Here is a 23,323-nt window from a genome sequence, read left to right as displayed (position 1 = left end):
GACAATCTGACTTACAAAGAGCCCGCTCCATCGCTGTGATGGGGCGGGCTCTTTTATGGCTGCCTTACCTGCCGGCACGAGGGGATGGCGTGGCGAGCCAACCGTCGATGTCAGAAACTGAGCGCCACCCGCTTCACCGGCCAGCCCAAGGTCGCCAGTTCAGGGGCCAGTATCTTGGCATCCCCCACGACCACTATCACCATGTCATCGGGATCGAGCCAGCGCCGGGCAAGGTCTCTCAGGGTCAACGCCGACAGCTGGCTGACCGCCTGCACTCGCTGCTCCACGTAATTTTGCGGCCACTTATCCAGCAAGATGGGCAACATGTAATCCACCTCCTGGGGCAGTGTCTCGTAATCCAGCGCCTGGCGGTTGAGCACACCTTCACGCAGGGTTCGCACCTCCAGCCGGGTGGGGCCCTGCCGCTGGTATTTATCGAGCTCCTGCAAGATCTGCTGCAAGGCGGCCCGGGTGACGTCGGTGCGCACACTGCTCTCCAGCAAGAAATGACCCGCCTTGCTGTTGCCATTGAATGAAGGGTGAATGCCATAGGTATACCCCAGCTCTTCCCGCAACCGAATATGAAGACGATCCGTCAAGGAAGCATTCATCAACCGGGCCAGAAACTGCTCGCCAACCGCATCGCTCGCCATGGCACGACGGCCCATGCGAACAAGGCTCTGGCTGGCACCGGGATTGTCTACCAGATAGATGGCGCGTCTGGCCTGCTGGCCGGTAAACCCGAGAGGCTGCAAGGTGGGCGACTGCCCCTCTGGCTCAACCAGAAAAGAGAGTGCACTCATCACCTTCTCCTGCGCCAGATCGCCGCTCACTACGACCCTGGTCTCACCGCTGCGATACACGGAGTGATAGAAGGCTCGCACGTCATCCAGGGTCAGCGTCTGCCACTGGGCCTGCGGATCCGGCACCCTGGCCAGTCCGTCGATCAGCGCATAAAACTGCTGGTCGGCCTGCCACTGCGGATCCCTTGCCTGTTGTTTCAGCCATTGCCGGGTCTCGAGCTTGATGCGCTGGAAGTCCGTCGGGCGCAAGGCAGGCTGAAGCAGCAGCTCCCGCACCAGGGCCAGCGTCTCGTCAAAGTGGGAGGTCACGCCCTGTATCCAGACAGTGCTGTGGCTACCATCATGACCAAAACTGAGTCTGGCGCCCAACTGACGAACTCGCTCCTCTATAGAGGCCAGCTGCCAACGCTCACTGCCCTGAAAGAGCATGCCGGCTGTCAGCTCCGCCAGTCCTGCCTTGCCATCCGGCTCGGCCCTGCGCCCGCCGGGCCAATGTATGCTCATGGCAAAGGCCGGCACCTCGTCGCTGTAGTGACCGAGCAGTGAGACCCTATCCCCCAGGCTGGCTTGCCACAGGGTCGGTATGGACACCGCCAGAGCACCACCACTTGCAGGCATCTTGCGCCTGTCGAGGGTTTCCTCGACAAGGCGGGGGGCCAGCCGGGTGTGGGACAAGGTCGGTGGCAAGGGGGGCGGCTCGACAAAATTGGCAGGTTCTGCCTGCCATTCGAGGTGATCCCCGGGCACTACGCTCAGCACCACCCTGGGTTTTTGCAGTACATAACGCTGCAGCACCCGCTGCAGATCGGCAGGTGTTACCCTGGCTATTCGCTCGAGATAGCGATGAAAATAATTGGGATCCTGAAACAGGCTATGCCCGGTACTCAACTGCTCGGCCTTGCCGGCCACGCTGTCGAGCGACCAGATGAGATCGGCACGCAAGGCATTGGCCGAGTGGTCGATCTGGGCTTTGGAGGCCCCATCCCGAGCAAAACGGGCGATGACACTGTCTATTTCGTTCTTGATGGGCCCAAGCTCCGCCCCCTGCGCCAGATTGGGGATCGCCTTGATCACCAGCATGCAGGCGAGCACGCCGCACTCATGGTTGGCAAAGACAGATACCAGCTTGCCACTTTGTTGCAGCTGCTGTTGCAGCACGCCACTGGCTGAGCCACCCAATTGGTCGGCCAGCAGGTCCAGGGCTTCAAAGCCGGGTTCCCAGGCCGAGACGGTGGGATAGGCCAGCACCAGCATGGGCTCAGTGACCTGATCAACCAGGGTGCGGTAGCGGCTCTTTTTCAGGGTAACAGGCCGGGTCACTGAACGGGACAGTTTGGGGCCTGCAGGCAGGGTACCGAAATACCGTTCGACCCAGGCCAGGGTTTGCGCCGGCTGGATATCGCCACCTATCACCAGAGTGGCGTTGTTGGGGCCATACCAGCGCAGGAAGAACTGGCGTACATCCTCCAGAGTGAGACGATCCAGATCCTCGACTCGCCCGAATGGCGTATTGAAGTAGGGGTGATTGGGTGGATAGAGGGTCCGATTCAGCACCTCCGGCACCCGACCATAAGCTGGCCCGTCGACAAACTCGGCGCGCTCGTTTTTGGCGACGTCACGCTTGGCATCAAACTTCTGCTGATAGAGGTTATCGAGCAGGAATCCCATCCGATCCGACTCCAGCCAGAGCACTTTTTCCAACTGGTTGGCCGGCACCGTCTGGTAATAGCGGGTCTGATCCCGCGTCGTCAGCCCGTTGATGCCGCGCCCCCCCACCTGTTGCAACAGACGGGTATGCCCCAGCTTCCCCACGTGGGCCGAGCCCTGAAACATCATGTGTTCAAAGAGGTGGGCCATACCGGACTGGCCCGGCGCCTCTTCGGCCAACCCGACCCGATAATTCATCTCTACATAGACCAGAGGATCGGAGTGATCCGGCGTCAGGATCACCGTCAGGCCATTATCCAGCCGATATTGCTGATAAGGGACGATCAGCGGATTGCTGCCCTTTTTCTGCTCCTTGACCAGCACTGGGCCAGCCAGGGCAACAACACTGAAGAAATACAATACACTCCACACGACTCTCATGTTATGTCCCAATTCTCAAGCCTGAACATTATTATTGTTTTCTGTTGTTGCACTTATTTCATATTTTTCATATTCATATCAGTCGCCAGCTGCGCCGCAATTTATCTGCTTATCCGCAGGGATATCTGGCCATGGTGCCTGATCAGCACGCCCTCGCCTCACTGACAGCCGCATGGATGCCACATTGATGCATAGTTTCGTGGTGACATATCGGCATACAGGCGGGCACGAGGGGCCAAGGCCGCCAGTGTAATCAATCGGAGTCTTGAGGGATATCCTGCAGGCTCCTTCATTTGTAACAAACCATAAGATGACAAGGGCCGCAGCTTAATAACGGCCAGCCCGTCCATTATTTCAAATAAAGATGAATCATCCCTGCTTTCGGCAACTCAGGCCATGAACGGATACTGCATGAAAAATAGTGAAACATGGCTATTGAGCCAGAGAAAAATAATGGGTTGCGAAGTGATGCCACCCGTTCACTTAATAACGAAGCTATCGATGTCAATACAAAGGGCAACACAGCCGACATAGCCCTGCCCTGGCTGGCACACAGCGTCGATATAAAAAAGAGGCAAAAAAACAGGGAGCCTGAGCCCCCTGTCCTTTCGTTATCCATTGCCTATCAACGTCAGCCACGGGCTAGCAGTATGTTGAGCATGCGGCGCAGGGGCTCGGCGGCGCCCCACAGCAGCTGGTCACCCACGGTGAAAGCGGCCAGGTATTCCGGACCCATATTGAGCTTGCGCAGACGCCCCACCGGTATGCTGAGGGTACCGGTGACGGCGGCCGGTGTCAGCTCGCGGGCGGTGATGTCGCGATCGTTGGGGATCACTTTCACCCAGTCATTGTGGGCGGCCAGCAGGGCTTCGATCTCCGCCAGCGGCACGTCTTTTTTGAGTTTGATGGTGAAGGCCTGGCTGTGGCAACGCAGGGCACCGATCCGCACGCACAGACCATCCACCGGAATGGCGGCATCTTCTACCCCTAAGATCTTGTTGGTCTCGGCCTGGCCCTTCCACTCTTCGCGGCTCTGGCCGTTGTCGAGCTTGGTGTCAATCCAGGGGATGAGGCCACCGGCCAGCGGCACGCCGAAGTTGTCCACCGGCAAGGTGCCGGAGCGGGTCTTCTCGGTGATCTTGCGCTCGATATCCAGGATGGCAGAGGCGGGATCCGCCAGCTCCACCGCCACTTCGTCGCGCAGCAGGCCCATCTGGGTGACCAGCTCGCGCATGTGACGGGCACCGCCACCGGAGGCAGCCTGATAGGTCGCCACACTGACCCACTCCACCAGATCGGCCTTGAACAGGCCACCCAGGGCCAGCAGCATCAGACTGACTGTGCAGTTGCCGCCGACGAAGGTCTTGAGCCCCTTGTCCAGCGCCTGTTCGATGACGTCACCGTTGACCGGATCCAGTATGATGACGGCGTCTTTTTCCATCCGCAGGGAGGAGGCGGCGTCAATCCAGTAACCTTGCCAGCCAGCGGCCTTCAGGCGGGGATAGACATCCTTGGTGTAGTCGCCACCTTGCGCCGTGATGATGATATCCTGCTTGGCAAGCGCCGCGATATCGAAGGCATCCTGCAAGGTACCGGCATCCACGCCGAAGTTGGGGGCGGCCTCACCGGCCTGGGAGGTGGTGAAGAAGGTGGGTTGAATACGGGCAAAATCCTTCTCTTCCTGCATCCGGCTCATCAATACCGAGCCCACCATGCCACGCCAACCGACCAAACCTACTTTTTTCATAATGTCCTACCCTGGATAGCTGTTATAGAAACTGTGTATTGAAACCCGTAACCCCTTGTCCGACGCGGGCCGTTCACAAGTAGATTACAAAATACGTGTTGCGAAAAATGCGTCTGTCCACATTACGGATTGTGACGGCGGGTGCAAGTCGAATTGCGCAATATTCTGTGCCGTTCGCTGCAATATCCGCCAGCCCGCCGTAGCCTTGGCCGCCAAGCGGGTATCCCCCAGCGTCTTGCGCAAGGTTGGCGCGGGATCAACGCTGGGGCTCCCGGGTGCCAATCCTGTTTTTTGCCTGCCAAACGGGCTGACCCCTGCTATTATCTGCGGCCAAACATGAGCCAATAAAAATCAGGATATTGTGATGACCGACCACACTTTTATTCCCGGCAAGGACGCGGCACTGGAAGACTCCATCGACCGCTTCCAGACCAAGCTGCAAGCCCTGGGGTTTGATATTGAAGAGGCCTCCTGGCTCAACCCAGTGCCCAATGTCTGGTCCGTGCACATCCGGGACAAGGAGTGCGCCCTCTGTTTCACCAACGGCAAGGGTGCCAGCAAGAAGGCGGCTCTCGCCTCCGCCCTTGGCGAATACTTCGAACGCCTCTCCACCAACTACTTCTTCGCCGACTTCTATCTGGGCGAGCAGGTGGCGAACGGTGATTTCGTACACTACCCGAACGAGAAGTGGTTCCCCATCGAGGGTGACCAGTTCCCGGCCGGTCTGCTCGACCCCTTCACCCGCAAGTTCTACAACCCGGACGGTGAAGTCACAGCCGACATGCTGGTGGATCTGCAGTCAAACAACGAGGAGCGCGGCATCGTCGCCCTGCCCTTCGAGCGTCAGTCTGACCACGAGACCGTCTATATCCCGATGAACATCATCGGCAACCTCTATGTCTCCAACGGCATGAGCGCCGGCAACACCCGCACCGAGGCCCGCACTCAGGCACTCTCCGAGGTGTTCGAGCGCCACGTGAAGAACAAGATCATCGCCGAGGCCCTGAGCCTGCCACTGATCCCGGACGAGGTGATTGCCCGTTACCCCGGGATTGCCGCCTCCATCGCCGCGCTCGAAGCCGAAGGTTTCCCCATCTACAGCTTCGATGCCTCCCTGGGCGGCCGTTATCCGGTCATCTGCGTGGTGCTGCTCAATCCGAGCAATGGCACCTGCTTTGCCTCCTTCGGCGCCCACCCGCGCTTCGAAGTGGCCTTCGAGCGAACCGTCACCGAGCTGCTGCAAGGCCGTGGTTTGAAGGATCTGGACGTGTTCGTGCCGCCGTCATTCGACAATGAGCAGGTGGCGGATCACCATAATCTGGAAACCCACTTCATCGACTCCTCCGGCCTCATCAGCTGGGATCTGTTCAAGCAGGATACGGACTTCGAGTTTGCTGACTGGGATTTCCGCGGTACTTCCCAGGAGGAGTTCGACCACCTGATCGGCATCTTCCACGAGCTGGGGCAGCCGGTCTACATCGCCGACTATGAGCATCTGGGCGTCTACGCCTGCCGCATCCTGGTGCCGGGCATGTCCGACATCTACCCGGCCGAAGACTTGCTGCTGGCCAACAACAACATGGGTGCCAACCTGCGGGAAGTGATCCTGGCACTGCCGTCCCTGGAGTGGGAAAGCGATCAGTACATGGCGTTGTTCGATCAACTGGATGAAGAAGGGCATGACGAGCGTACCCGGGTGCGCGAGCTGCTCGGCATCGCCGCCGCCAAGGGCACAGCCCTGCACACCCTGCGGGTGGGTGAGCTCAAAGCCATGCTGGCGCTGGCCGCCGGTGAGCTGGAGACGGCGCTGGATCTCATCGACTGGACCATGGAGTTCAACCAGTCCGTGTTCCCTGCTGATCGCGCCAACTATTACCGTGCGCTGCGCGCCTGTGTCGAGCTGTTCATCGACGAGGAGCGTGATCCTGAGCAGTACCGCGCCGTCTTTACCCGCATGTACGGGGAAGAGACCCTGGCCCATGCCTGGGCCAACGCTCGCGGTGAAGCCCGCTTCCACGGACTGGAGGCGGCGGACCTGTCACTCGCCCAGTTCCCGCTGCACCAGAAGCTGCTGGCCGCTTACGAGAAACTGCAAAAAGCCAAACGAGCCCATAGCTGGGCCTGATGTGATAGTCTGTTTAAGGGGCCTTGATGGCCCCTTCTGTTATATGGCGTCCTGGCGAGGGGTTTGTTATTCAAAGATGAAATAAAAAACAAAAAATACCCCTAAGGGGATTGGCAGCCAAGGGGGCATGATACGGAACGGATGCAAAGATGCCTTGCCAGTGCCTGTTTTATGACTTGACAAAGAAATTCTTTAAAATCATTGCATTAAAAAAGCACCATTTCTGTTTCAGCTGAAACCTGGTGTAAAGAACGGCTTCCAGAGGACTCAAATATTTGTAGTAAAATTACATTCACAATCTGCAATTCTTGATCGGAGTCAATTTTGACGATCTGGCCCTTTGTTATGATTTCCACAGGCAAAACAGCAGGTACATGAGAATTGAAAGCAGAATCTCCCTTTGATTGTCTCAAGCCAGAAGCCATCGCAGCATTGGCAGAAGACATCACCTATGCCAAGGCTACCAAGCCTGCACACAAGGTCATCCCCCTTGCCATCACAGCAGGCGCTTTCATCGCCATCGCGTTTGTCTTTTTCATCACTGTCACCACGGGTGCCGGCGATGTGGCCTGGGGCCTCAGCAAACTGGTCGGCGGCCTCTGTTTCTCCCTCGGTCTTATTCTGTGTGTGCTGCTCGGTGCCGAGCTGTTCACCTCCACGACCCTGACGCTGGTGGCCAAGGCCGCCAACCGCATCACCTGGGGTCAACTGCTCAAGAACTGGGGGCTGGTCTACTTCGGCAACCTCATCGGCGGTCTCATCATAGTCGCGCTCATCATCATGTCGGCCGAGTACACGGCGGCAAATGGCCAATGGGGCCTCAATGCCCTGAAAGTGGCCCAGCACAAGATCCACCACACCTTCTTCGAGGCCCTCGCCCTCGGTATTCTCTGCAACCTCATGGTGTGTCTCGCCGTGTGGATGGCCTTCGGTGCCCGCAGTGCAACCGACAAGGTGATGGTCATGCTGCTCCCGGTGGCCATGTTCGTGGCATCCGGTTTCGAGCACAGCATCGCAAACATGTTTATGATCCCGGTCGGTATCGCTATCCATAGCGTCGCAGGCCCGGAATTTTGGCAGGCCATCGGCCAGGATCCGGCGACCTTTGCCGATCTGACCGTATCCAACTTCGTCCTACACAACCTCATTCCTGTCACCATAGGTAATATCATTGGTGGTGGCGTCATGGTTGGTCTGACTTACTGGTTTATCTTCCGTCGTCATCATTAAGGATGATTGCGGGATACTACATCAATACCGTGTGAGGTAATGAAAATGGCAGAACTTAACGAACAGTTCCAAAAAGCATGGGAAGGCTTCGCGGCCGGTGAATGGCAGACCTCTGTCAACACCCGTGACTTCATCCAGAAGAACTACACCCCGTATGAAGGTGACGAGTCCTTCCTGGCTGGCGCGACCGAAGCTACCACCAAGCTGTGGGACAAGGTCATGGAAGGCATCAAGATCGAGAACCGCACCCATGCGCCGGTCGATTTTGATACCGACCTGCCCTCCACCATTACCGCTCACGATGCCGGCTATATCGATCAGAGCCTGGAGCAAATTGTAGGTCTGCAGACCGACAAGCCGCTCAAGCGCGCCATCATCGCCAACGGCGGTATCAAGATGGTCAAGACCTCTTGCGAAGTGTACGGTCGTCAACTTGACCCCATGGTCGAGAAGATCTTCACCGAGTACCGCAAGACTCACAACCAGGGCGTGTTCGACGTTTACACCAAGGACATCCTGAATTGCCGCAAGTCCGGCGTCATCACAGGTCTGCCGGATGCCTACGGTCGTGGCCGTATCATCGGTGACTACCGTCGCGTTGCCCTGTACGGCATCGACTTCCTGATGGCCGACAAACTGGCCCAGTTCAAGTCCCTGCAAGCTGATCTGGAAAACGGCGTCAACCTGGAAGCCACCATCCGTCTGCGCGAAGAGATCTCCGAGCAGCACCGTGCCCTGGCACAGATGAAGGTCATGGCTGCCAAATACGGCTGCGATATCTCAGTACCGGCCAAGAACGCCAAAGAAGCCGTACAGTGGACTTACTTCGCCTACCTGGCGGCAGTCAAGTCCCAGAACGGTGCCGCCATGTCCTTCGGTCGTACCTCCAGCTTCCTGGACGTCTACATCGAACGTGACCTGAAAAAAGGCGTGCTCACCGAGCAAGAAGCCCAGGAGCTGATGGACCACATGGTCATGAAGCTGCGTATGGTTCGCTTCCTGCGTACTCCTGAATACGATTCACTGTTCTCCGGCGACCCCATGTGGGCAACCGAGACCCTGGCTGGTATGGGCGTTGATGGCCGTACCCTGGTCACCAAGAACAGCTTCCGTATGCTGAACACCCTGTACACCATGGGCCCGTCCCCTGAGCCGAACCTGACCATACTGTGGTCCGAGCAGCTGCCAATCGGGTTCAAGAAGTACTGCGCCAAGGTATCTATCGAGACCTCTTCCGTTCAGTACGAGAACGACGATCTGATGCGTCCGGACTTCAACAACGATGACTATGCCATCGCTTGCTGCGTGTCCCCGATGATCGTCGGCAAACAGATGCAGTTCTTCGGTGCCCGTGCCAACCTGGCCAAGACCATGCTGTATGCAATCAATGGCGGTATGGACGAGAAACTCAAAATCCAGATCGGTCCCAAGACCGAAATGGTCAAGAGCGAGTACCTCGACTACAACGACGTGATGGATCGTCTGGATCACTTCATGGACTGGCTGGCCAAGCAGTACGTGGCTGCCCTGAACATCATCCACTACATGCACGACAAGTACAGCTACGAAGCCTCCCTGATGGCGCTGCACGACCGTGATGTCTATCGCACCATGGCTTGCGGCATCGCCGGTCTGTCTGTTGCGGCTGACTCCCTGTCTGCCATCAAGTATGCCAAGGTCAAGCCGGTTCGTGACGAAGATGGCGTTGCCATCGACTTCGAAATCGACGGCGAATACCCGCAGTTCGGTAACAACGACGCTCGCGTCGATGACATCGCCTGTGACCTGGTTGAGCGCTTCATGAAGAAAATTCAGAAGCTGAACACCTACCGTGGCGCCGTGGCGACCCAGTCCGTACTGACCATCACCTCCAACGTCGTGTATGGCAAGAAGACCGGTAACACCCCGGATGGTCGTCGCTCAGGCGCGCCGTTTGGCCCGGGTGCCAACCCGATGCACGGTCGTGATCAGAAGGGTGCCGTTGCTTCCCTGACTTCCGTTGCCAAGCTGCCGTTCGCTTACGCCAAAGATGGTATCTCCTATACCTTCTCCATCGTGCCGAACGCCCTGGGTAAAGACATGGAATCCCAGAAAGCCAACCTGGCTGGCCTGATGGACGGTTACTTCCATCACGAGTCCAACCTGGAAGGTGGTCAGCACCTGAACGTGAACGTGATGAACCGTGAAATGCTGCTGGACGCCATGGAAAACCCGGAGAAATATCCGCAGTTGACCATCCGCGTATCCGGTTATGCCGTTCGCTTCAACTCTTTGACCAAAGAGCAACAGCAAGACGTCATCACCCGTACCTTCACCGCTTCTCTGTAATCGCTTATTGGTAAGCAAGAGTCGCAGTGACTAAAAACCGGCGCCCAGGCGCCGGTTTAATGTGATGGTCAGCCTGACCCACAGCCCAGCAGGCTACGCTTGCTGGGCTGTTTCTTTTCTACTTCAGGAGAGCATCATGGCAACTATCGCACTCTTTGGACTCGACATCGGCAAGCACTCNATGTTCAGAAAATGATGACGACAACTGGCCCAACGGCCTGAGGGTAAACCTGACATAAAAAACAGTCTTCAAGACTGACGGTTTTTTGAGGTCCCTCAGGCGCGGCTCACATCATGGATCGGGCATGATAGCCCACCAAGAATCCGGATAGATTAGAGCAAGCCTGCCCTGTCAGTACTCATCATCAATCTGGCCTTGCAAAGTTCAGGCTGACCATAGATTTTTATCTCTACTTGCCAGCAGGCATCAACGCGAAAGGGATATGGCAGCCTTCCCCCTTCACCCGGAAGTGACTGGGATAGATTCTCCCCTCACCCTCCTGCCCGTCTCTTCCCTCTTTTCAGTGAAGCGAAAAGCCGCAACGAGCGCCATCGACTGGCCACCAGAGCACAGGCACAGCGCACTCGGTTCCCTCTCCCGTAAGGGAGGACCAGGGTGAGGCAAAGCCTGTGTATCGCTCGCGGCAAGCCGCCAGATAGCAGCAGGGGCAGAAGAGTAGACTCCCCTGCCCCTGCGGCATATCAACAGCACTGTGGACCGGATAACGGCTTGGCTGGCCTGGGTTCAACTCGCCCAGGTGATTATGTGATCGATCCACTCACCGGCATGGGCTTCGTGTATCACCTTGCCGCGCACCGACTGTCCCGCCTGATGCATGGCGGAGCGACTGCCAGTGATCAGCGGATGCCATTCGGGCAGGGTCTGCCCCTCGGCCAGCAACCGGTAGGCACAGGTCGAGGGCAGCCAGTCATACTCGGCAATCTTGTCGAATGTGATCTGCAGGCAATCAGGCTCTTTCTGGAAGCGGTTGCCGTAATCGGAACATTGGCAGGTCTTGGTGTTGAGCAGATCGCAGGCCACATTGGTGAACACCAGTTCGTCGGTATCCTCGTCAATGAGCTTGTTCAGGCAGCACTTGCCGCAGCCATCGCACAGGGACTCCCACTCGGCAGCTGTCATCTGTTGCAGGGTCTTTTCCTGCCAAAAAGGAGTTGGCTGCATTTTCTCAACTTGCTGCATGGAAGGGGCTCGCTAAATAGACCAGTAAGGCGCGTGGTTATACGCCTTATGGCCCAATTTTTCAAGGTTGGGGATGGTTTTACCTACTTTTACAACCTGAACCATCGACAAAAATCCAGCCAAGGTTGAGATTGGCTGAATTGACTGAATTGACTGGCTACATTGGAATATTGGATAGATATTGGGATATCCATTTTTTAATGCGTCACTGTATAGACACAACCCCCGATGGCAAACGGGCACTACACTGCCACAGCTTGTCACCCCAGTGTCGCCGACACTCGTAACTCTGGCCAAAATGGGTATCCTCCCAGCATGAAAAAGCTCACAAAACACAACCGCGGACCACTACTAATAAGGCGTGTCTTGCTGGCTGATATAACGTTAACAAATAATGGTCATAGCTCACCCACTCAATATTTATTTATCAAGCTAAGTGCTGGCTTAGACCACTGTCAAAAGACGAACATCTCACGCCCTTCTCTTTAATACATAAAATGCAAGCCTACAAATAATGGAATGAGCCCTAAAACTATTGATGTAAATATGAAGGTTAAAATGAAACCCTCCCTCCAGGTATCAGCAAATGGAGACGGGTACTCTCCCCCATCGAACCCCTTCAACATCACTTTACTCAATAGTTCAGGATCACCCTTAATAATCTCCCGCTCACTTTCAGACAAAAAAGATAGTTTCTCATCTATAAATAACCCAAAGCTTCCGCTGTTCATTTTTTTCCAGCGTAATGCCTGGTAACGAGATTTAAACGGTTCTATGATGAGTAGCATAAACACCGGAAAAACCACAGCTAGAGACAAATAACCAAATACTTTTAGACCTTTCACATAGCCAGCGGAAATATAGTTACTCAACGGATTTTGTTCTGATTTTCCAGTGCTCGCATCAACCACTCTAAAATCCCCATCAATTATTTCTCTATTTTTTATCACCAATAGGTTAGATGAAGTTGATTTGTTTGCATTTAGATAAACAAATATATCTATTGATTCGTTTGGCCGCCACTGGTTGAATGAAAATGAAACACTGCTTTCATCCTTTAATATCTTTGCATTGATATCATTAGATAAAAGCGTAACATCAACTATGCTAATATAATCCTGGGAATCAATGGATAATGTTTCACCAATAATATTTTTCTGCTCCCCCTTACCTATTATGGTTTTATTTCCTGTATTGGTTATTTTCACTCACAGTGTGATGAGATTTTCTATTTTACTACCTTTGTATGCAAACTCTCCAGTTAGCCCTTCTATTTTTGGCTTTGCTGAAAACTCTTCAACATGTGTTACTTTTGCCTCCAACTCAGGCCTTCCTGGCACTACTTGAAACCAAGCTGAAATTAAAGCAGCCAATGTACCTAAAGCTGCGATAAAGATCCCTACAGTTTGAATATTTATTGTAAATTCAAAACCACGAGTTTCTGACATATATTTCCCTTGCTATCGACAAACCATAGCCTGTTACAAATGGTATTTTTATAAGACTTAATATTAAAAAACCATCATAATAACATATTAAATTAAAATATATCTGTCAATACACTTAGCAAAAACATTCAATGCCATGAATGGAATGCATATTATGAATGTGTTTGCATGTGAAATAGCATAGCCACCATGGATTACATCTATTTTAGTTCTACTATATGAGCAGCTTGCAGGCTTAAATAGTAAAACGCACTCATGACGTTCATGAAAAATCTACCTCCATAAAAAATGCCGCCCATTGGGCGGCATTTTTATTAGAGATAACAGGCTAAAGACATTACCAGCCGGTTACTTCACGCAGGGCCTTGCCGATATCGGCAAGGGAGCGCACGGTTTTCACGCCGGCATCTTCCAGGGCGGCAAATTTCTCTGCTGCCGTGCCCTTGCCACCGGCGATGATGGCGCCCGCATGACCCATGCGCTTGCCAGCCGGGGCTGTGACGCCTGCTATGTAGGAGACCACCGGCTTGGTGACGTGGGCCTTGATGTAGGCCGCCGCTTCTTCCTCGGCGCTGCCGCCGATCTCGCCGATCATTACAATTGCTTCGGTCTTGGGATCGTTCTGGAACATCTCCAGGATGTCGATGAAGTTGGAACCCGGGATGGGGTCGCCACCGATACCGACGCAGGTGGACTGGCCGAAGCCCTCGTCCGTGGTCTGCTTGACCGCTTCATAGGTCAGGGTGCCGGAGCGGGAGACGATGCCCACCTTGCCCGGCTTGTGGATGTGGCCCGGCATGATGCCGATCTTGCACTCACCCGGGGTGATCACACCCGGGCAGTTCGGGCCTATCATGCGCACGCCCGTCTCTTGCAGCTTCACCTTGACCTCGAGCATGTCCAGGGTCGGGATGCCTTCGGTGATGGTGACGATGAGCTTGATGCCTGCATCGATGGCTTCCAGGATGGCGTCCTTGCAGAACGGCGCTGGCACATAGATGACGGAAGCGGTGGCGCCCGTGGTTTCAACCGCATCACGCACGGTGTTGAACACCGGCAGGCCCAGGTGGGTGGTGCCACCCTTGCCTGGCGACACGCCGCCGACCATCTGGGTACCGTAGGCAATCGCCTGTTCGGAGTGGAAGGTACCCTGACCGCCGGTGAAGCCCTGGCAGATCACCTTGGTGTCTTTGTTGATCAGAACGCTCATTATTTGGCCTCCGCTGCTTTAACCACTTGCTGAGCTGCGTCAGTCAGACTCGTTGCGGCGATGATATTGAGGCCGCTGTCGGCCAGTTTACGGGCACCCAGTTCGGCATTGTTGCCTTCCAGACGCACTACCACGGGCACCTTGACGCCAACTTCCTTGACCGCGCCGATAATGCCTTCCGCGATCATGTCGCAACGCACTATGCCGCCGAAGATGTTGACCAGTACGGCCTGCACCTTGCTGTCGGAGAGGATGATCTTGAACGCCTCGGTCACGCGCTCCTTGGTAGCGCCGCCGCCGACGTCCAGGAAGTTGGCCGGTGAGCCGCCGTGCAGATTGACGATGTCCATGGTGCCCATGGCCAGACCCGCGCCGTTGACCATGCAGCCGATGTTGCCATCGAGCGCCACATAGTTCAGCTCCCACTGGGCGGCATGCGCTTCGCGGGGGTCATCCTGGGAGGGATCGTGCATCTCGCGCAGCTTGGGCTGGCGATACAGGGCGTTGGCATCGATGTTGATCTTGCCGTCCAGGCAGTGCAGGTTGCCCTGAGCCGTGATCACCAGCGGGTTGATTTCCAGCAGCGCGAAGTCGCAATCCAGGAACATCTGGCCCAGACCCATGAAGATCTTGGTGAACTGCTTGATCTGATCACCGACCAGACCCAGCTTGAAGGCCAGCTCGCGGGCCTGATAGGCCTGCGGGCCCACCAGCGGATCGATGGCGGCCTTGTGAATGAGTTCCGGGGTTTCGTGGGCGACTTTCTCAATCTCCACGCCACCTTCGGTAGAGGCCATGAAGACCACGCGACGGCTGCCACGATCGACCACGGCGCCCAGATAGAGCTCCTTGGCGATGTCGGTGCAGGATTCCACCAGGATCTTGGTCACCGGCTGACCGTTGGCGTCAGTCTGATAGGTCACCAGGTTCTTGCCGAGCCAGTTCTGGGCAAAGGCGCGGATCTCGTCCTTGCTCTTGGCCAGCTTGACGCCGCCCGCTTTACCGCGGCCACCAGCGTGGACCTGGCACTTGACGACCCAGGTGGTGCCGCCAATTTTGTCGGCCGCTTCGGCCGCTTCCTGCGGGGTTGCACAGGCATAACCTTCGGAGACCGGCAGGCCATACTCGGCAAACAGCTTTTTTGCCTGATATTCATGCAGATTCATAGATGCTCTATCCGTGTTGTAGGTATTTCCGTCCGGGGCTCGTGTTTCTCAATCCCCTGTGAAGGGGGCCTCAAGGGCCCCTTGTTATCTTTCTAATTCGCTCAAAATTTTGCTGATTGCCTAGACATCCAGCAACAGACGGGTCGGGTCTTCCAGCAGCTCCTTGATGGAGACCAGGAAGCCCACCGACTCACGACCGTCGACGATGCGGTGATCATAAGAGAGGGCCAGGTACATCATGGGCAGGATCTCGACCTTGCCGTCCACCGCCATGGGTCTGTCCTGGATCTTGTGCATACCCAAGATGGCGCTCTGGGGCGGGTTGATGATGGGGGTGGACATCAGGGAGCCAAACACACCACCGTTGGTGATGGTGAAGTTGCCGCCAGTCAGTTCATCCACGGTCAGCTTGCCGTCACGGCCCTTGCCAGCCAAGTCTTTGATGGCCTTCTCGATGTCGGCCAGGCTCATGTTGTCGCAATCGCGCAGCACAGGGGTCACCAACCCGCGGGGGGTAGAAACGGCGATGCTGACGTCGAAATAGTTGTGGTAAACGATGTCGTCACCGTCCAGCCCGGCGTTCACTTCCGGGTAGCGTTTCAGGGACTCCACCACAGCCTTGACGTAGAAGGACATGAAACCGAGCTTGATACCGTGCTTCTTCTCGAAGATCTCGCCGTACTGCTTGCGCAGCTTCATGATGGGCGCCATGTTGATCTCGTTGAAAGTGGTCAGCATGGCAGTGGTGTTTTTGGCTTCCAGCAGACGCTCGGCAATACGCTTGCGCAGACGAGTCATGGGCACGCGCTTCTCGGTGCGACCCACCAGCGGCGCTACCGCTGCCACGGGCGCAGCAGCGACCGGCGCGGCGGCAGGTTTGTTGCCACCCTTGATGAAGGCTTCCACGTCTTCCTTGGTGACGCGACCGCCCTTGCCGGTGCCGGTCAGTTTGGCAACGTCGATGGCGTGTTCGGCCACCAGACGGCGAACGGAGGGGCTCAAGCCATCTGCGCCGTCGTCGGCAACCGCTTCCACCGGCTTCTCCTTGGTCTCTTCACCGGCCACGGGAGCCGGCTTGAGCATGGCGATCAGCTGGCGGGACAACACGGTCGCCCCTTCCGCTTGCAGGATGTCACCCAGAATACCGGCTTCCGGCGCGGGGACTTCCAGCACGACTTTATCGGTTTCGATGTCAACCAGTACTTCGTCACGGGCAACCAGATCACCCGGTTTCTTGTGCCAGGTGGCGATGGTGGCGTCCGCCACTGATTCCGGCAGGTCCGGTACCTTGATCTCGATAGTCATGTAATCAGTTCCTTGTTACTTCTTGTTCAGGGCTTAGGCCAGAGTAAGGGCGTCTTCCACCAGGGCTTTCTGCTGCTTGGTATGGACCGACATATAACCGACGGCGGGTGAAGCCGAGGCCGGGCGACCGGCATAACGCAGACGGGCACCGCTTGGCAGCACGCCATCGTAGTGATGGCGGGTGCAGTACCAGGCGCCCTGGTTCTGCGGCTCTTCCTGACACCAGACGAAATCGGTGACATGGGCGTAATCGGCCAGAATGGCGCGCACTTCCGCTTCAGGGAAGGGATAGAGCTGTTCGATACGCACCAGCGCCACGTCCTGCTGTTCGGCCTTGCGACGGGCATCGAGCAGGTCGTAGTAAACCTTGCCGGAGCAGAACACCACGCGCTTGACCGCTTTCGGATCCAGGGCATCAATCTCGCCGATGGCATTCTGGAAGGTGCCTTCGGCCAGCTCTTCGAGCTTGCTCACCGCCAGCGGATGGCGCAGCAGGGATTTGGGCGACATCACGATCAGCGGACGGCGCATCGGGCGCACCACCTGACGACGCAGCATGTGGAATACCTGAGCCGGGTTGGACGGTACGCACACCTGCATGTTGTGCTCTGCACACATCTGCAGATAACGTTCCAGCCGCGCGGAGGAGTGCTCAGGCCCCTGTCCCTCGTAACCGTGGGGCAGCAGCATGGTCAGACCGCACATACGGCCCCACTTCTGCTCACCGGAGGAGAGGAACTGGTCGATCACCACCTGGGCGCCGTTGGCAAAGTCGCCAAACTGGGCTTCCCAGATGGTGAGACCGGCCGGCTCAGCGCTGGCATAACCGTATTCAAAGGCCAGTACCGCCTCTTCGGACAAGACGGAGTCGAAGACTTCGAATGGACCCTGTTCATCGTGGATATTGCACAGCGGCGTGTAGGTGCTGGCATCGTTCTGGTTGTGCAGCACGGCGTGGCGGTGGAAGAAAGTACCACGGCCGGAATCCTGACCCGTGATGCGGATGCGGGCCCCCTTGTCCACCAGGGTGGCGTAAGCCAGGGTCTCGGCAAAGCCCCAATCCAGCAGCTTCTCGCCCGCAGCCATCAGACGGCGGTCTTCGTAAATCTTCTCGACCTGACGCTGCAGCGTATGGGCAGCCGGATACTGGCTGATGCGCTCACCCAGTGACTTGAGGTGATCCATCGCCACAGTGCTGTCATAGTGCATGGCCCAGTCGTGACCCAGGTACGGGGTCCAGTCGACGGAATGCAGCTCCATCGGACGCCACTCCTTGACCACGCGCTCCCCCTTGTCCAGGGCATCGCGATAGTCGTTGACCTGGGTGGTGGCCAGCTCCTGGCTGATGCTGCCTTCGGCTACCAGCTGATCGGCGTAGATCTTGCGCGGAGTCGGGTGCTGCTTGATCTTCTGGTACATCAAGGGCTGGGTCGCGCTCGGCTCGTCCGCCTCGTTGTGACCGTGACGACGGTAGCAAACCAGCTCGATCACCACGTCGCGCTTGAAGGTATTGCGGTAATCCAGCGCAATCTGGGTCACCAGCACCACGGCTTCCGGATCATCACCGTTGACGTGCAGCACGGGGGCCTGCACCGCCTTGGCGATGTCGGTGCAATATTCGGTGGAACGCACGTCACGCATGTTGGAGGTGGTGAAACCCACCTGGTTGTTGATGACGATGCGCACAGTCCCGCCCACGCCATAGGCACGGGTCTGGGACATGTTGAAGGTCTCGGCAACCACACCCTGACCGGCGATGGCCGAATCACCGTGGATGGTGATGGGCAGGACGCTGGAGCCATCCTTGTCGCCACGTCTGTCCATCCGCGCACGGACGGAACCGATGACAACCGGGTTGACGATCTCGAGGTGAGACGGGTTGAAGGCGAGCGCCAGGTGAACGTTGCCGCCCGGGGTGGCGAAATCGGAGGAGAAGCCCATGTGGTACTTCACATCCCCTGTGCCCCAGGACTCGCCATGCTTGCCGGCGAACTCGTCGAACAGCTCTTGTGCCCGCTTGCCAAGCACGTTGATCAGCACGTTCAGGCGGCCACGGTGGGCCATGCCGATGACGGCCTCTTTGCAACCCTGCTCACCGGCGCGACGGATCAACTCCTTGAGCATGGGCACCATGGCATCGCCCCCTTCCAGGGAGAAACGCTTGGCACCGGGGAACTTGGCACCCAGGTATTTTTCCAGCCCTTCGGCCGCGGTCAGGCTCTCGAGAAAACGGGTCTTCTCTTCGAGGCTGTAGTTGCCCTTGGCCTCGATGGATTCGAGTCTGTCCTGCAGCCAGCGTTTCTCCTCGGTAGAGGTGAGGTGCATGTAATCGGCACCTATGCTGCTGCAGTAGGTTTTCTTGAGCGAGGCGTAGAGATCGGAGAGCACCATGGTCTCGCGACCTATGGCATAGGAGCCGACATTGAAGGTGGCCTCCATGTCTGCGCCCTGCAGATTGTGGAAAGCAGGATCCAGTTCGGCAACGGTTTCACGGGTCCAGAGACCAAGGGGATCCAGATTGGCATTCTGGTGACCGCGGAAACGGAAGGCGTTGATCAGTTGCAGCACGCGCACCTGTTTCGCATCCACTTGCGGATCTGAGACGGGGGCACTGTAACGGGAGGGGTCCTTGGCCAGACGACGGAAATAATCGCGGACTCGGGAGTGAGGTTGTTCAACCGCGTGGCCATTGACCTGGGGCAGCTCGCTAAACAGGCTGCGCCACTCTTCGGCTACGGATTCAGGGTCTTCCAGGAAGGATTCGTACAAATCCTCAATATAGCTTGCATTCGCACCAGCCAGGTGAGATGACTCCAACCAGGCCTTCATCACGCCGTTATGCATTTCTATCCCTTGTACATCTTGTTCACTGCAGCGCAGCTTGTAGGGTTTAAATAGCCATCCAGCCATGGGGTCGGATGGCTATCCAGAGGTCGGGCCTGGCGCGTGACGCCCTGGCCCTGATACTAAACAGCCCGATTGAGCAGCATCGACTTGATCTGACCGATGGCCTTGGTCGGGTTCAAGCCCTTGGGACAGACGTTCACGCAGTTCATGATGCCGTGGCAACGGAACACGCTGAAGGCGTCATCCAGGTTACCCAGTCGTTCGGTGGCGGCGGTGTCGCGGCTGTCAGCCAACCAGCGGTAGGCTGCGAGCAGACCGGCCGGGCCGATGAACTTGTCCGGGTTCCACCAGAAGGAGGGGCAAGAGGTGGAGCAGCAAGCACAGAGAATACACTCGTACAGGCCATCCAGCTTGGCGCGCTCTTCGGGGGATTGCAGGTGCTCACGCACGGGCGGCAATTTTTCATCGTTGATGAGGAAGGGTTTGACCTTCTCCCACTGGGTGTAGAACTGGGTCATGTCGATCACCAGATCGCGTATCACCGGCAGGCCAGGCAAGGGGCGGATAACGACGTTATTGCCCTTCTTCAGCAGATCGGAGAGCGGGGTGATGCAGGCAAGACCATTCTTGCCATTCATGTTGAGACCATCTGATCCACAGACTCCTTCGCGGCATGAGCGGCGGAAGGCGAGAGTGGGATCCAGCTCTTTCAACTGGATCAGTGCATCGAGCACCATCATGTCGGAACCTTCAGGAATATCAAGACGATATTCCTTCATATAGGGGACGTTATCAACATCCGGATTGTATCTGTAGACAGAGAATGTGACGTTCATGTTGTTTGGCTCCGCAATCGTTAAGTCCGCACCTTGGAGAAGAGAGATGGGAATGCCTCCCACCTCTTCACAGACCGGCGAATGTAGCGATACGCCGATAATGTGTCCTTCATGGTGCTTGTCTCCACCATCGGTCAGTAAGTCCGCACCTTGGGTGGGAATGCCTCGCGTGTTTTCGGAGACATGTTGACAGCGCGACGGGTCATGGACTCTGTGTCCGGATGATAGAGGCTGTGGCACAGCCAACCCTCATCGTCGCGATCCGGGAAATCGAAGCGGCTGTGAGCACCACGACTCTCGGTACGGAAGTTGGCCGCCACCGCGGTGGCGAACGCCGTCTCCATCAGGTTGTCCAGCTCCAGGCACTCGATGCGCTGGGTGTTGAACTCCTTGGACGTGTCATCCAGACGGGCATTCTTCAAACGCTCGCGGATAAGCTTGAGCTCGGCCAGCCCTTCGGCCATGGCGTCACCTTCACGGAATACGGAGAAGTTGTTCTGCATGCAGGTCTGCAGGTCCTTGCGGATCTGGACCGGGTCTTCCCCATCGCGGGTGTTTTCCCAGCGATTGAAGCGGGCCATGGCAGCGTCGATGTCAGATTCGCTGGCATCCCGACCGTGGTCCATCTCGCCCAAGGTATTGACCAGGTGCATGCCGGCCGCGCGACCAAACACCACCAGATCCAGCAGCGAGTTGCCGCCGAGGCGGTTGGCACCGTGCACGGAGACGCAGGCTATCTCCCCTACCGCAAACAAACCGACCACAGGAACGTCATTGCCATCTTTATCCTGGGCCAGACACTGGCCGTTCACGTTGGTCGGCACGCCGCCCATCATGTAGTGGCAGGTCGGGATAATCGGAATGGGCTCTTTGACCGGATCCACGTGGGCGAAGGTGCGAGAGAGCTCGCAGATCCCTGGCAGACGGGATTCCAGCACCTCTTTGCCGAGGTGATCCAGCTTGAGCTTGATGTGCGGGCCCCAGGGACCGTCGCAACCACGGCCTTCGCGGATTTCGATCATGATGGAACGAGCCACCACGTCGCGACCGGCCAGGTCCTTGGCGTTCGGCGCGTAACGCTCCATGAAGCGCTCGCCATCCTTGTTCAGCAGATAGCCGCCTTCACCGCGACAGCCTTCGGTCACCAGCACCCCTGCCCCGGCGATGCCGGTCGGGTGAAACTGCCAGAACTCCATGTCCTGTACGCCGACGCCAGCGCGCAGCGCCATGCCGACACCGTCACCGGTGTTAATGTGGGCATTGGTGGTGGACTGGTAGATTCGACCGGCGCCGCCGGTGGCAAGCACTGTGGCCTTGGCCTTGAAGTAGACGACTTCGCCGCTCTCCATGTCGATGGCGGTACAGCCGACGATGTGACCATCCTGGTTTTTCACCAGATCCAGCGCATACCACTCGGAGAAGACGGTGGTCTTGCTCTTGACGTTCTGTTGATAGAGGGTGTGCAGCAGGGCGTGACCGGTACGGTCAGCAGCCGCCGCGGTACGGGCCGCCTGCTCGCCACCAAAATTCTTGGACTGGCCACCAAACGGACGCTGATAAACGGAGCCGTTGTCGAAGCGGGAGAAGGGCAAGCCCATGTTCTCCAGCTCATAGATGGCCTCGGGGCCTGTCTTGCACATGTATTCGATCGCTTCCTGGTCACCGATGTAATCGGAGCCTTTGACGGTGTCATACATGTGCCATTGCCAGTTGTCATCGTGGGCATTGCCCAGCGCAACCGTGATCCCGCCCTGGGCGGAAACAGTATGAGAACGGGTCGGGAAGACCTTGGACAACAGAGCGCAGCTCTTGCCGGATTGGGCAATCTGCAGCGCGGCGCGCATACCGGCACCACCGGCACCGATCACGACCGCATCAAATTCACGAGTTGGAATAGTCACCTTACACACCCCACAGCACGACGAAACCAGTCATCAGATAGACAAACAGCACCACGACCAGCGCAAATTGCAGTGCGCCACGCAGTCCCACCGGCTTGATATAATCAGTCAGCACCTGCCACAGACCAATCCAGGCGTGGATCAGTACGCACAGCAGGGTCAACAGGGTGAATACCTTGGTGAAAGTTTTGGCGAAAAAGCCGGTCCATACCTCGTAGCTGATGTCATTGAAGGCGACAAAACCAACCAGATAGAGGACGTAAGCCGTCATGATGAGGGCGGTGGCGCGGATCAGGATGTAATCATGAACACCGCTGCGCCCGAATGTTGCAGAATTGGTTACCATACCAGTACCCCCGCCAATACCGCCAAAATCGCGGTGATCACGAAGGCCACACGGGCACTCTGATTACCGGATTCCAGCTCTTCCCAATAGCCCATGTCCATGACCAGGTGACGCAGACCGCCCACAATGTGGTAAGCCAGCGCAGTCAGGATCCCCCACAACACGAATTTGACCAGGAAGTTGTCCATGATGGACACCACTGTTTCAAATCCTTCGGGAGAGGCGAGTGAAGTACCAAGCATCCACAGCAAGATAGAGAGCGCCACAAAGGTGATCACCCCTGAGACACGATGCAAGATGGAAGCGATGGCGGTGACAGGAAAGCTGATCGTCTGTAGGTCGAGGTTTACAGGTCTCTGTTTATTTTTCACGGCTTTGCCCACTCAGCTCCATTGAGCACGTTAGTTATTGTTTTTACACGCTTATGAGGGCACGGAGTGGCATTTGTTAGGTTTTTGTTACCAAAACAACTCGGGAAAGCCAAAAATAACATTTTCAATATCACATCCGGCTTTGCGAAAGCGTTTCAAACACCGACAGCCATCACCCACGAGGCGCAGTATATCGGCGGGCTTAACCAATGACAATCAATTAGCTACAAAGAAAACTCAAAACCGTAAACCAGATCTCACAACTCATTTAACAAATCATTAATGATCATCCAGCAAAATTGACAACGACCCTGAACTCTGTTTCAAATAAGGCGCTCCAGCCGCCCTGGTACGGGTCAGAACCTTTGCCA

At 56.7% G+C, this 23,323-nt stretch carries 16 protein-coding genes; 3 read left to right on the top strand and 13 right to left on the bottom strand.

Annotated features, from left to right (window positions below; translation table 11 throughout):
- Positions 1–110: 110 nt before the first annotated feature.
- Together AACX78_RS11395 and asd are read right to left on the bottom strand one after the other, a co-directional pair.
- Positions 111–2,891, bottom strand: a complete 2,781-nt coding sequence (locus AACX78_RS11395) for a M16 family metallopeptidase (protein ID WP_159166258.1) — start codon at positions 2,889–2,891, stop codon at positions 111–113.
- Positions 2,892–3,522: 631 nt separating this feature from the next.
- The gene (gene asd, locus AACX78_RS11390) at positions 3,523–4,638 is read right to left on the bottom strand and encodes an aspartate-semialdehyde dehydrogenase (protein ID WP_159166257.1); all 1,116 of its coding nucleotides are present in this window, start codon (positions 4,636–4,638) and stop codon (positions 3,523–3,525) included.
- Between the two features lie 364 nt (positions 4,639–5,002).
- Between asd and ycaO the strand changes: the two genes are divergently transcribed.
- The 3 genes from ycaO (at position 5,003) to pflB (ending at position 10,321) form a co-directional block, all read left to right on the top strand.
- Positions 5,003–6,763: a 30S ribosomal protein S12 methylthiotransferase accessory factor YcaO gene (gene ycaO, locus AACX78_RS11385; RefSeq protein WP_159166256.1), complete on the top strand. Its 1,761-nt coding sequence runs from the start codon at positions 5,003–5,005 to the stop codon at positions 6,761–6,763.
- A 381-nt stretch (positions 6,764–7,144) separates the two neighbouring features.
- Entirely contained in the window at positions 7,145–7,993 is an 849-nt protein-coding gene (focA, locus tag AACX78_RS11380; protein ID WP_005310913.1) for a formate transporter FocA, read from the top strand.
- A gap of 45 nt (positions 7,994–8,038) precedes the next feature.
- The gene (gene pflB / locus AACX78_RS11375) at positions 8,039–10,321 is read left to right on the top strand and encodes a formate C-acetyltransferase (protein ID WP_005310911.1); all 2,283 of its coding nucleotides are present in this window, start codon (positions 8,039–8,041) and stop codon (positions 10,319–10,321) included.
- Positions 10,322–11,066: 745 nt separating this feature from the next.
- Here pflB and AACX78_RS11370 read toward each other — a convergent pair.
- The 11 genes from AACX78_RS11370 to sdhC form a co-directional block, all read right to left on the bottom strand.
- Entirely contained in the window at positions 11,067–11,504 is a 438-nt protein-coding gene (locus AACX78_RS11370) for a YcgN family cysteine cluster protein (RefSeq protein WP_005310910.1), read from the bottom strand.
- 503 nt (positions 11,505–12,007) lie between these two features.
- A complete protein-coding gene (locus AACX78_RS11365) occupies positions 12,008–12,730 on the bottom strand; it encodes a hypothetical protein (RefSeq protein WP_159166255.1) in 723 nt (240 codons plus the stop codon).
- On the bottom strand, positions 12,731–12,970 hold the full coding sequence (locus AACX78_RS11360) for a hypothetical protein (protein WP_159166254.1): 240 nt from the start codon (positions 12,968–12,970) through the stop codon (positions 12,731–12,733). It lies immediately after the preceding gene.
- Positions 12,971–13,307: 337 nt separating this feature from the next.
- Positions 13,308–14,180 carry a succinate--CoA ligase subunit alpha gene (sucD, locus tag AACX78_RS11355; RefSeq protein ID WP_005310908.1) on the bottom strand — a complete coding sequence of 291 codons (873 nt, stop codon included), beginning with the start codon at positions 14,178–14,180 and terminating at the stop codon, positions 13,308–13,310.
- On the bottom strand, positions 14,180–15,346 hold the full coding sequence (sucC, locus tag AACX78_RS11350) for an ADP-forming succinate--CoA ligase subunit beta (RefSeq protein WP_096119636.1): 1,167 nt from the start codon (positions 15,344–15,346) through the stop codon (positions 14,180–14,182). Before sucC ends, sucD begins: the two co-directional genes overlap by 1 nt.
- Positions 15,347–15,466: 120 nt before the next feature.
- Positions 15,467–16,651, bottom strand: a complete 1,185-nt coding sequence (gene odhB / locus AACX78_RS11345) for a 2-oxoglutarate dehydrogenase complex dihydrolipoyllysine-residue succinyltransferase (protein ID WP_059167560.1) — start codon at positions 16,649–16,651, stop codon at positions 15,467–15,469.
- A gap of 33 nt (positions 16,652–16,684) precedes the next feature.
- Positions 16,685–19,495 carry a 2-oxoglutarate dehydrogenase E1 component gene (gene sucA / locus AACX78_RS11340; protein ID WP_201302943.1) on the bottom strand — a complete coding sequence of 937 codons (2,811 nt, stop codon included), beginning with the start codon at positions 19,493–19,495 and terminating at the stop codon, positions 16,685–16,687.
- Between the two features lie 122 nt (positions 19,496–19,617).
- Positions 19,618–20,334: a succinate dehydrogenase iron-sulfur subunit gene (locus tag AACX78_RS11335; protein WP_005310899.1), complete on the bottom strand. Its 717-nt coding sequence runs from the start codon at positions 20,332–20,334 to the stop codon at positions 19,618–19,620.
- A 134-nt stretch (positions 20,335–20,468) separates the two neighbouring features.
- Complete coding sequence (gene sdhA, locus AACX78_RS11330) at positions 20,469–22,235, bottom strand: succinate dehydrogenase flavoprotein subunit (RefSeq protein WP_034524204.1); 1,767 nt, start codon at positions 22,233–22,235, stop codon at positions 20,469–20,471.
- Between the two features lies 1 nt (position 22,236).
- Entirely contained in the window at positions 22,237–22,581 is a 345-nt protein-coding gene (gene sdhD / locus AACX78_RS11325; RefSeq protein WP_005310895.1) for a succinate dehydrogenase, hydrophobic membrane anchor protein, read from the bottom strand.
- Positions 22,575–22,964 carry a succinate dehydrogenase cytochrome b556 subunit gene (sdhC, locus tag AACX78_RS11320; protein WP_005300207.1) on the bottom strand — a complete coding sequence of 130 codons (390 nt, stop codon included), beginning with the start codon at positions 22,962–22,964 and terminating at the stop codon, positions 22,575–22,577. Before sdhC ends, sdhD begins: the two co-directional genes overlap by 7 nt.
- Positions 22,965–23,323: the final 359 nt, after the last annotated feature.

Source organism: Aeromonas sp. 9A (genome assembly GCF_963900955.1).
Lineage (GTDB): Bacteria > Pseudomonadota > Gammaproteobacteria > Enterobacterales > Aeromonadaceae > Aeromonas > Aeromonas salmonicida.
The sequence above is the reverse complement of the archived record's forward strand: the minus strand, read 5'-3'. Positions and strand labels throughout refer to the sequence as shown.